Source organism: uncultured Ruminococcus sp. (genome assembly GCF_946415235.1).
Lineage (GTDB): Bacteria > Bacillota > Clostridia > Oscillospirales > Ruminococcaceae > Ruminococcus.
Map to the genome: position 1 here is coordinate 1 of NZ_CAMKRR010000100.1, position 10,805 is coordinate 10,805.

The following is a 10,805-nucleotide window of genomic DNA, read 5'->3' on the forward strand; positions in this document are numbered from 1 at the left end:
GAAGATTTCAAGAGCATTGAAAAGGGACTTGTTCAGCGTGTAAACGCCCTGAATGAGTTCCTTTTTGATATTTATCACGATAAAAAGATCGTAAAGGAGGGTATTATTCCCGAAAATTTTATCTACATATCTAAAGGCTATCTCGCACAGTGCGAGGAAATAACACCGAAGAACAGGATATACAGTCATATTTCGGGAATTGATCTCGTGCAGGCTAAGGACGGCGAATGGTATATCCTGGAGGACAACCTCCGTATACCGTCGGGAGCATCCTATCCGCTTATTGCAAGAGAGCTTACAAGAATAGCTGCTCCTGATGCTTTCTCGGAGAACGAGATAGTCGATAACCGCAATTATGCAAAGCTTCTGAAAGAAACTATGGAGTACGCTAACTGCGGCGGCATAAGGGCGATTCTTACTCCGGGAAGATATAACGCTGCATACTTTGAGCATTCGTACCTTGCGGAGCACACAGACTCTGTGCTCGTGCAGAACGACGAACTCTTTGTTGAGGACAATATCCTCTATCACCGCACATATTCCGGCGGCAAAACGAGGATAGGAGTATTGTACAGACGTATCGCGGATGAGTACCTCGACCCGCTGAACTTCCTGCCCGAGTCCCTCATAGGAATACCGAATCTCATGGAGGTATACCGAAGCGGCAACGTGGGTATCATCAACGCTATAGGCAACGGAGTTGCCGACGACAAAGGCATTTACTACTTTGTGCCAAAGATGATAAAATACTATCTTGGAGAAGACCCCATACTGAAAAACGCTCCCACATATCTACCGTTTTACGATGATGACATGAAGTACGTCATGGACAATCTCGAAAAACTGGTCATCAAGGACGTTGCGGAAGCAGGTGGCTACGGAGTAGTTTTCGGCAGAGACCTTACAAAGGAAAAGCTTGAAGAATTCCGCAGAACTATCGTTGCTGAGCCGAGGCGCTTTATCGCACAGGAGGTCATTGACTTCCTCGACCTGCCGATACTGGATAACGGCGAGACCGTAATGCGAAAGGCTGACCTGAGAGCTTTTGTGCTGTCGGGTGAAACGACAAAAGTATGGGCTTCGGGACTTACGAGATTTTCACGCAATCCCGATTCGTTTGTGGTGAATTCCTCACAGGGCGGCGGCTTCAAAGACACGTGGATACTAAAATAGAAAGGAGTCTTTATGACAACGATATCAAAAGAACACAGCGACCGCCTTTACTGGCTGGGACGCTATACTGAAAGAGCATTTACCTCTCTTCGGACGATACAGAAGCTCTATGACAAAATGATAGACGACCGCAGAGGGTACACAAATTATCTTAAATGCTTCGGGCTCAACGATACCTACGGAAGCAAAGACACATTCATGCGGAGCTTTCTATATGACGACTGCAATGTCAACTCTGTTGCATACAGTCTTGAACGTGCTTATGATAACGGCATAGTTCTCCGAGAGGAGATATCCACCGAAGCTCTTTCGTTTTTGCAGCTTGCAAAGGATTCCCTGGGGAAGTCGGGAATGTCGGCAAATACAAGGCTTTCGCTGATGCCCCTTGAAGATCTGCTTTTCGGCTTCTGGGGCTGTATAAACGAGCATATCTACGATGACGAGATAAGAAATATAATATATATCGGCAAGACTGTCGAACGGCTCGACCTGTACATCAGAATGAAATATCCTTATGATATTGCCGAAAAGGAATATATCCGACTTCTCAAGAACCTCAACCGTGTCCCGAAAGGAACACCGTACCGCTACAATACGAAATACCTGTCCGAGCTGGTGATAATAATGGGTACAGAGGAAGATTACGGTCAGAGCTCGGAAAAAGCGCTCGGAAGTCTTGAACACCTTTTTGAACCAACGGGGGTAACTGTATGAAAACACTTAGTTTCAGCTTTTCAACGAAGCTGACATTTGATGATTATGTACACGATCACAGCTTTGCATTACGCATAATACCGCCTAATACGGAAGCTCAGAAGATAATTTCCTGCGGACTTGACATCTCGCCTGCTGTCGCTACAAAACAGACAGTCGACGCATTCGGCAACAACGTTACGGCAGGCTACATACAGGGAGATCACCGATTTCTTGACTTTGAGATAAAGGGAACGGCAGAGGTAGATTCCACAAAGCACAGCACATTCCTTATGCCATGCTACCTGTATCAGTCGGAGTATACTGCTCCTGACGAGGAGCTCAGGGATTTCTATACTGAGCTGAAGGATAAAAATATCAGTGACGTATCCGACAGAGCAGCTTTTTTCAGTGATATCCTCTCAGACATTATCGAGTATAAAAAGGGCGTGACAACTACAGCAACAACTGCCGCAGAGGCTTTTGCCATGAAAACGGGAGTGTGTCAGGATTTCTCCCATATCCTTATCTCTCTGCTGAGAATGGGCGGTATCCATGCCCGTTATGTTGCTGGACTTGCGTTCTGCGACGGTGAAACTCATTCATGGGTTGAATACTGGACGGGCAATCAATGGGAGGGGATTGACCCTGCAAACAACTGCCCCGTAAACGACGATTACCTTGTTATATCAACGGGACGAGATTTCCGCGACTGCGCTATCGACAGGGGCGTGATGTTCGGAAGATATACCCAGCAATTGCAGTTAGTACGCTCGGTCTTGACATAGAAATGAGGTGTGAACAATGATAGAAACAATAGCAACTGCCGCACTTGCGGTCAATGAAAACCTAAATATACAGAAGCGGCGCATTGCAAACGGTAAAAGCAATCGCCGTCTGAGCCTTGTTACAGGCACACACGGCGACGAGCTTGAAGGTCAGTATCTTGCATATATGATAGGCTCTTATCTCAATGAGAACATTGCTATGCTTGACGGTATCGTGGACATATACCCAGCACTCAATCCAATGGGTATCGACTCTATAACCCGTGGAGTTCCCATGTTCGACCTTGATATGAACCGCGTTTTTCCTGGCTCTAAGGACGGAACAATGATAGAGGTGATATGTGCTTCCATTGTTGACGACATAGCAGGCTCAGACGTCTGCGTTGACATTCATTCAAGCAACATCTTCCTTAAGGAGATACCCCAGATACGCATGAGCGTTCCGACCGCGCCGACGCTTCTGCCATACGCCAAAATGATGAACGTGGATTTTGTATGGATACACGAATCCGCAACAGTTCTTGAATCTACCCTCGCTCATACACTCAACACAAGAGGAACTAAAACTCTTGTAGTTGAGATGGGCGTGGGTATGCGTATAACTAAAGAATACTGCCGACAGCTCTTTGACGGTATACTTAATCTTATGAAAGAGCTGGGAATGTGGAGCGGAGAAACAGCTCCCGTCCGCGAGCCCATAATCTCGGAGGGACGAGAGGTAGGCTTTGTGAATTCCGATGCGGCAGGCATTTTTGTGCCCTGCGCCGATTTCGGGGACAGTGTCAGTAAAGGCGACCATATCGGTGATGTAGTTGATCCTCTTACATCGAAGGTAGTTGAAAAGGTTGAAGCTGTGTGCGGCGGTATGATATTCACGCTTAGGGAATATCCCGTAGTTTACGGCGGTTCGCTCCTTGCAAGAATATTGCAGTCTGCATCAGGAGGTGGCAAGGAATGAAAAAGAAAGTATTATACTCACTGAAATCACCTTACCGTGAACAGCTTGACGTTATTGGATTCCGTTTTGGTCACGGAAAAAAGTCCGCGGCGATAGTGGGAGCTATGCGCGGAAACGAAGTACAGCAGATGTATGTTTGCAGTCGCATGGTGCAGGAGCTAAAAAAGCTCGAAGCTAATGGCAGAATAGCCGAGGACTGCGAGATAATGGTAATTCCATGCGTGAATTACTACTCAATGAATATCGGCAAGCGTTTCTGGGCAATGGACAATACCGACATAAACCGAATGTTTCCCGGCTACGATCAGGGGGAGACCACACAGCGCATTGCAGACGGACTTTTTTCAAAAATACAAGGCTACGAATACGGTATACAGCTTGCCAGCTTTTATCAGGTTGGAAATTTCCTGCCTCACGTCAAAATGATGGACACTGGTTTTATATCTCCCGAGATAATGAAAGATTTCGGACTGCAATTTGGCATACTCCGCAAGCCGAGACCATATGACACAACTACGCTGAATTACAACTGGCAGGTGTGGGAAACAAAGGCATTTTCGGTATATGCAAACGCTACTGATGATATTGACGAGAATGCCGCCGACGAGGCTGTTTATGCGATACTGCGCTTCCTTGACAAACAGGGAATAATCAGCGCAAATACGCCACCGGGATATATTACAAAAATAATCGACGAGAGAAAAACGAAGCAGATACGCTCCGAAGCATCGGGCATTTTCAAGAGTCTTATCGAAATAGGCAAGCGCGTTGAGCGTGGCGATATTCTCGGAACGATATCCGATCCGTTTGAGGGTGAAGTCGTGTCAGAGATAAGAAGTCCCGTATATGGAACGGTATATTTTGAATATCACGATCCGCTAATAAATTCAAATACAGTATGCTTCAAAATTATTAAGTAAGGAACGCCGCTCTCGGCGTTCCATTATGAGCATTTATATGGCTTGGGACGTCGTCCCCTGTATTGAAAGGAAAAATCTATGAAGAAAGAATTTTTGGAAACAAAGACCGTTGTATCTCCCGACGGAAAAACAGTGACAACAATGACTGTGAGTGGTAGCAGTGAAACGAAAGAAAATTCCAAAATTGTCTCCACTACCGTTACTGCAAGCACTACGACTACATCAACCACGACCACTATAACAACAAAGAGCGAGGAAAAATGAAATGATAACCTTGAATGACTATTTGTTTTCGGGGAATACTGTACTGAAAATTCTTCACCAGTATTCAAATGACCTTCGAAACAGTGCGAAAGAGAATCATAACAGTATTGATCTTGCACATTCGAATTTCCTTATACAGATAATCGAACTGCTCGAACATAACGACTTCCTTACCTCCCAGTCACAGAGGATAAAAGAATTCTATAAATATATGACGCGGGAATATCCCTTCCTTGCGTTCACATTCAAGGGGCGGATAAAGTCCCTTATCCGTGCCGAGGAAAAATTCAACGGTTATATCCTTGAATACATTTACAAGTATTACAAAAAGAACGGCAAATTCCCATCGGAAGCTGAAATAAAAAGCAAGCTCATATGCTTCCGCGACCTTATCGCCTATCGTATCGTTATTTCTATGCCTGCCTGCCACATCAAAAGCGGTGATTCAAGGAGTGAGGTCGAGCAAAAGTATCTCTATGACATAGCAGATACATTGCCGGAATTTCTTGAGGAAAGAGGTTTTACAGCGGAGCTTTCAGGCTTTGCCGAGGACAGGCAGTCCGAACGACTCAAGGAAGCTGTCAGACCCTATTACCGCGACTATGTGACATTTCCGAGAAGCACCGGATATCAGTCTATACATATAACCTTTTACGATAATCTTGCACGTTGTTATACGGAATTGCAGCTCCGTACCAAGGATATGGACGACTTTGCGGAGATAGGCGAGGCAAATCACTTCGGATATGAGAAATTGCAGGAATCAAGGCGTACAAAGCGTGATGAGATACCTATTGGCGAGTGTATTTATTTTGATGAAGCATATGAACGACTTACAAAATTGCAGGAGCTGGAGCTTGCAGAGATAGACGTAAATATGTTCAAGGCTATAAACAATCAGCTCATAAATGACGGCTGCGGACTTTTCAGAGGTCGGCAGATTCTGCCTTTCGAGCATTTATCACGGTTTCAGAATGACCTTATAGACTAAAAAGGTTGTAATGAATAAAAAATTAAGGTATAATAAAAGTATAGTATTATAAATGGGGGCGTTAAAATGTGGGCATATGAAAGCGTATTCTATCAGATATATCCGCTGGGATTCTGCGGAGCACCATTTGCAAATGACGGTATACCACAGTCAAGGATACTGAAAGTCATCGACTGGGCAGACCATATCAAGGAGCTCAACTGCAATGCAGTCTATTTTTCTCCGATATTCGAGTCGGATTCTCACGGCTATGACACAAGAGATTATACAAAGATCGACTGCCGTCTTGGCAGCAACAAGGACTTCGCAAAGGTCTGCAGGGAGCTTCACAGCAGAGGAATAAAGGTTGTTCTTGACGGCGTTTTCAATCACGTCGGAAGAGGCTTCTGGGCGTTTCAGGACGTTCTGCATAATCGTGAAAATTCACGCTATAAGGATTGGTTTCACATAAATTTCGGCGGTAACTCAAACTACAATGACGGCTTATGGTATGAGGGCTGGGAAGGTCACTATGAACTTGTTAAGCTCAATCTATGGAACAACGAAGTCGTTGAGCACATCTTCTCCTGCATCAAAGGCTGGGTAGATGAGTTTGATATTGACGGTCTGAGACTTGATGTGGCGTACTGCCTTGACAAGGAATTCCTGAAAAGGCTGCGCAGCTTCACAAACGGACTGAAGGAGGATTTCGTCCTCATAGGTGAGCTTCTTCACGGCGATTATTCGCAGTTCGTAAACAATGATATGTTACACTCCGCAACCAATTATCAGTGCTATAAGGGACTGTATTCGAGCTTCAACAGTATGAATATGTTTGAGATATGCCACTCGCTAAAAAATCAGTTCGGACCTGAGCAGTGGTGTCAGTACAGAGGTATGCATCTTCTCAGTTTCGTTGACAACCACGATGTTTCAAGAATTGCAACGATACTTACAAACAAAAATCACATTCCGCTTGTCTATGCGATAATGTTCGGAATGCCCGGAATACCGTGTATTTACTACGGAAGTGAATGGGGGGCGGAAGCCGACAAAAAGGACGGCGATCCTGCACTGAGAGTATCCTTCGACAAGCCCATAGACAACGATCTTTCGGCGTATATCTCAAAGCTTGCAAAGATACACCGCGAGAGCAAAGCTCTTTGTTACGGTGATATAAGCGTTCCTGTGCTCACCAATAAGCAGTGCATCATTCAGCGCAGATGTGATGACGAGAGGATACTTATCGCTATAAATGCAGAAGATCAGCCGTTTACAGCACATTTCGATGCAGGCTGCGGTATGGCAGATGAGCTTATTACAGGTACAAAGCACGATTTTGGCGGAGGAAGTGAATTGCCGCCTTATTCGGCACAGATATGGAAAATGGAAAGGTAAACAATTTATTTCGTCAGCAGTGCCTGATAAATTCCCTGAAAATAAGCTTGCTGTTTTTATCTTTGGGATAAGAAAATTCGGGGTGCCACTGCACTGCCCAAAGAAACTTCTGCTTCGTGGCGCAAACAGCTTCTATCAGTCCGTCGGGAGCTTTCGCCATTGGCAAAAGTGCAGGCGAAAGCTCTCGTATTCCCTGATGATGATAACTGTTCACGGGGATAATATCGGCTTTCAGAAGATAATGTAGAGGCGAATCCTGCTTTATATTCACCTCATGTATAGGGACATCGTATGGCGGCTTCTGACAATGGGATACAGTATCCGAGAACTGCGAGGGTATATCCTGCCACAGTGTTCCGCCGAGTGCGGCGTTTATAAATTGTATGCCGCGGCATATACCGAGGATCGGCCTGTCAAGCTCCATTGCACGTTTAAGGAGCATTCCTTCCATGATATCACGTTCGGAGCTGCACTCGCTGCAGGCACCGATCTTTCTTGCAGAGTACAGTTTCGGATCGACGTCCTGTCCTCCTGTGAACAGAAAACCGTCACACATAGATGTTATCTGTTCGATATCTGTGCTGTCGCTTGTCAGAGGAAGCATAACCGGCATACCTCCTGCTTCAATTATTCCGCCGAAATAACCGGGCAGCATCCAATAGCTGTTTTTATTGTAGTCGATAAGAGGTATAACTCCGATAACAGGTCTATTACTCATAATTTTTCCTCCAATACAAAAAAGGTGCATACGGTAAATACCGAAGCACCTTTGCTTTATAAAAATTATAGAACTTTTTTCTATGAAAGTCAAGTATTTCTGACTGTATATAGTCATGATGCAAGATATTACTTTTTAGAGATTTTTCTTTTGTAGATTTTATCTTGCTTTTTGCGTTTAAAGTGTCAATAAATATTAAATTCCGACAAAGTTGAAAAAAGGTATTGACAAACGGTGGAGCATGGGCTATAATGACATTGTAAACAGCAAGGGCGCTGCAGACGATAAGTCTGCGGCGCTGTTTTGGTTTTATAGCGCTAATTCCATACACAAAGGGGTGTATGATGTACTGAGATAATTCGGTGCATCGTATGCCCCTTTAACTTTTATGCTGTAACTTTTTAAGGAGGTAATTCTATGGACTCTCAGACAATTTTACAACAAGCCATGGATGAGACAAACGGTTTGGTCTTTGGCGTATGGTTTTTAATAGGCGCTGCTCTTGTATTCTTTATGCAGGCAGGCTTCGCAATGGTGGAGACAGGCTTCACCCGTGCAAAGAATGCAGGCAATATCATTATGAAGAACCTTATGGACTTCTGTATCGGTACAGTTGTTTTCATTCTCATAGGCTTCGGTCTTCTCTTCGGTGAAGACCTTGTCGGTATAATCGGTGCTCCGGGATTTGATATATTCACTTCTTACGGCAGCTTCGACTGGTCAAACTTCGTATTCAACCTTGTATTCTGTGCTACAACAGCAACTATCGTTTCAGGTGCAATGGCTGAAAGAACAAAATTCTTATCATATTGCGTATACTCAGCTATCATCAGTGCTATCGTTTATCCTATCGAAGCACACTGGGGCTGGGGCGGCGGCTGGCTCAGCCAGTGGGGCTTCCACGATTTCGCAGGTTCGGCTCATATCCACATGGTAGGCGGTATCGCAGCTCTCGTAGGTGCAGCTATCCTCGGTCCAAGAATCGGTAAGTTCCACAAGACAAAGGACGGTGAGATCAAGGTAAACGCTATCCCGGGTCACAACCTTACAATCGGTGCTCTCGGCTGCTTTATCCTCTGGTTCGGCTGGTACGGATTCAACGGTGCAGCTTGTACATCTATCGATCAGCTCGGTTCAGTATTCCTTACAACAACAGTTGCTCCTGCTATCGCAACAGTAACTTGTATGATATTCACATGGCTCAAATACGGCAAGCCCGATGTTTCAATGTGTCTCAACGCATCACTGGCAGGTCTCGTTGGTATCACAGCTCCCTGTGATGTAACAGACTGTGTAGGCGCTTCAATAGTTGGTATCGTTTCAGGCTTACTCGTTTGCTTCGGTGTATGGTTCCTCGACTATGTACTCCACATCGACGATCCTGTTGGTGCAGTAGCAGTTCACATGATGAACGGTATCTGGGGTACAATCGCAGTTGGTCTCTTTGCAAACCCTGAGGTTCCGGGTTACTCACTTGTTGACCAGAACGGCGATCAGCTTGCAGGTCTTTTCTACGGCGGCGGCTTCGGACTCCTGGGCAGACAGCTCACTGGCTTCGTAGCAATCGCAGTATTCACAGCTATCTCAATGGCAATAGTATTCTATGCTATTAAAAAGACAATCGGTCTCCGTGCTTCAGAGCAGGAGGAGATCATCGGTCTCGACGTTACAGAACACGGTCTTATTTCCTCTTATGCAGACTTCGCTCCCGCACTTACAGACGCAGGAATGTATGGCTATACTAAGGACGACGCTAAGAGCGTAGAAAAGGTAGAAAAGAAGAAGGATACAAAGAAGACAGAAAAGAAGCCTGCTGCTACAGTTGATGAAGCAGTAGAGGTAAAGAACTACTCCACACCTTCACCTGACGGTGCAACAAAGCTCACAAACATTGTTGTTATATTCAAACAGCAGAAACTCCAGCAGTTCATCGAGGCTATGGAGCACATCGATGTCAAGGGCATCACAGTTACAAACGTTCTGGGCTGCGGTATGCAGAACGGACAGACAAACTACTACCGTGGTGCAGCTGTTGAAATGAACCTGCTGCCTAAGGTAAAGGCTGAGATCGCTGTATGTGCAGTTCCTGTTGACAAGGTAGTAGCTGCTGCTAAGGCTGCTCTCTATACAGGCAACTACGGCGACGGTAAGATGTTCATTTACGACATCGAGAACGTGATCAAGATCAGAACAGGCGAAGAAGGCTACAACGCTCTCCACGATTCGGCAGAGTGGGAAAAGGCTTAAATAACAAGATATGACTGCGGGCACTTGCCCGCGGTCAACCTTGAATAATATTAGGAGGTAATTACAATGGAAAAGATAACAGATTATTTTGGTTCAATGGTATTCGATGACAGAATTATGAAAGCAACCCTTTCAGATAAAGTATACAGATCACTTAAAAGGACTATCGACAAGGGAACTCCTCTTGACATATCTGTTGCAAATGTAGTAGCAGCTGCTATGAAGGAATGGGCAGTAGAAAAAGGTGCTACTCACTACACTCACTGGTTCCAGCCAATGACAGGTGTTACAGCCGAGAAGCATGACAGCTTCATCTCACCAGCTCCCGACGGTAGAGTTATCATGGAATTCTCTGGCAAGGAGCTCGTCAAGGGCGAGCCTGATGCTTCATCGTTCCCTTCGGGCGGTCTCCGTGCAACATTTGAAGCAAGAGGCTATACAGCATGGGATCCTACCTCATATGCTTTCATCAAGGACGGCACACTTTACATTCCGACTGCTTTCTGCTCCTACACAGGTGAAGCACTGGATAAGAAAGTACCGCTTCTCCGTTCAATGGAAGCTCTCAACAAGCAGGCTATCCGTATACTGAAGCTCTTCGGCAATGACAAGGTAAAGAGCGTAAAGACCTCTGTTGGTCCCGAGCAGGAATACTTCCTCGTTGACCGTGAGATGT

At 45.3% G+C, this 10,805-nt stretch carries 11 protein-coding genes; 10 read left to right on the forward strand and 1 reads right to left on the reverse strand.

Annotated features, from left to right (window positions below):
• From Q0R37_RS13150 to Q0R37_RS13185, 8 genes are all read left to right on the forward strand, one after another.
• Positions 1–1,173 (forward strand): circularly permuted type 2 ATP-grasp protein (locus Q0R37_RS13150; protein WP_294754986.1); only part of this gene is annotated, 1,173 nt, incomplete at its 5' end.
• Positions 1,174–1,185: 12 nt separating this feature from the next.
• Positions 1,186–1,887 (forward strand): alpha-E domain-containing protein, encoded by a 702-nt coding sequence (locus tag Q0R37_RS13155; protein ID WP_294754988.1) that lies wholly within the window; start codon positions 1,186–1,188, stop codon positions 1,885–1,887.
• Entirely contained in the window at positions 1,884–2,654 is a 771-nt protein-coding gene (locus tag Q0R37_RS13160) for a transglutaminase family protein (protein ID WP_294754989.1), read from the forward strand. The genes Q0R37_RS13155 and Q0R37_RS13160 overlap by 4 nt, the downstream gene beginning before the upstream one ends.
• Before the next feature lie 16 nt (positions 2,655–2,670).
• Positions 2,671–3,612 carry a M14 family metallopeptidase gene (locus tag Q0R37_RS13165; protein ID WP_294754990.1) on the forward strand — a complete coding sequence of 314 codons (942 nt, stop codon included), beginning with the start codon at positions 2,671–2,673 and terminating at the stop codon, positions 3,610–3,612.
• Positions 3,609–4,532, forward strand: coding sequence for a M14 family metallopeptidase (locus Q0R37_RS13170; protein ID WP_294754991.1), 924 nt, complete (start codon positions 3,609–3,611; stop codon positions 4,530–4,532). The genes Q0R37_RS13165 and Q0R37_RS13170 overlap by 4 nt, the downstream gene beginning before the upstream one ends.
• Positions 4,533–4,610: 78 nt before the next feature.
• Positions 4,611–4,796 carry a hypothetical protein gene (locus tag Q0R37_RS13175; RefSeq protein WP_294754992.1) on the forward strand — a complete coding sequence of 62 codons (186 nt, stop codon included), beginning with the start codon at positions 4,611–4,613 and terminating at the stop codon, positions 4,794–4,796.
• Between the two features lies 1 nt (position 4,797).
• Positions 4,798–5,787 (forward strand): guanosine polyphosphate pyrophosphohydrolase, encoded by a 990-nt coding sequence (locus tag Q0R37_RS13180; protein WP_294754993.1) that lies wholly within the window; start codon positions 4,798–4,800, stop codon positions 5,785–5,787.
• 66 nt (positions 5,788–5,853) lie between these two features.
• Complete coding sequence (locus Q0R37_RS13185) at positions 5,854–7,164, forward strand: alpha-amylase family glycosyl hydrolase (RefSeq protein WP_294754995.1); 1,311 nt, start codon at positions 5,854–5,856, stop codon at positions 7,162–7,164.
• A gap of 13 nt (positions 7,165–7,177) precedes the next feature.
• Here the strand turns inward: Q0R37_RS13185 and Q0R37_RS13190 are convergent, their stop codons facing one another.
• Positions 7,178–7,882, reverse strand: coding sequence for a gamma-glutamyl-gamma-aminobutyrate hydrolase family protein (locus Q0R37_RS13190; protein ID WP_294754997.1), 705 nt, complete (start codon positions 7,880–7,882; stop codon positions 7,178–7,180).
• Positions 7,883–8,299: 417 nt separating this feature from the next.
• Between Q0R37_RS13190 and Q0R37_RS13195 the strand changes: the two genes are divergently transcribed.
• On the forward strand, positions 8,300–10,129 hold the full coding sequence (locus Q0R37_RS13195) for an ammonium transporter (protein ID WP_294754998.1): 1,830 nt from the start codon (positions 8,300–8,302) through the stop codon (positions 10,127–10,129).
• Between the two features lie 66 nt (positions 10,130–10,195).
• Positions 10,196–10,805 (forward strand): glutamine synthetase III (locus Q0R37_RS13200; RefSeq protein WP_294754999.1); only part of this gene is annotated, 610 nt, incomplete at its 3' end.

Coding starts and splice junctions, on each gene's coding strand:
- Q0R37_RS13155 (WP_294754988.1), top strand. CDS start 1,186: ATGACAACGATATCAAAAGAACACAGCGACCGCCTTTACTGGCTGGGA.
- Q0R37_RS13160 (WP_294754989.1), top strand. CDS start 1,884: ATGAAAACACTTAGTTTCAGCTTTTCAACGAAGCTGACATTTGATGAT.
- Q0R37_RS13165 (WP_294754990.1), top strand. CDS start 2,671: ATGATAGAAACAATAGCAACTGCCGCACTTGCGGTCAATGAAAACCTA.
- Q0R37_RS13170 (WP_294754991.1), top strand. CDS start 3,609: ATGAAAAAGAAAGTATTATACTCACTGAAATCACCTTACCGTGAACAG.
- Q0R37_RS13175 (WP_294754992.1), top strand. CDS start 4,611: ATGAAGAAAGAATTTTTGGAAACAAAGACCGTTGTATCTCCCGACGGA.
- Q0R37_RS13180 (WP_294754993.1), top strand. CDS start 4,798: ATGATAACCTTGAATGACTATTTGTTTTCGGGGAATACTGTACTGAAA.
- Q0R37_RS13185 (WP_294754995.1), top strand. CDS start 5,854: ATGTGGGCATATGAAAGCGTATTCTATCAGATATATCCGCTGGGATTC.
- Q0R37_RS13190 (WP_294754997.1), bottom strand. CDS start 7,882: ATGAGTAATAGACCTGTTATCGGAGTTATACCTCTTATCGACTACAAT.
- Q0R37_RS13195 (WP_294754998.1), top strand. CDS start 8,300: ATGGACTCTCAGACAATTTTACAACAAGCCATGGATGAGACAAACGGT.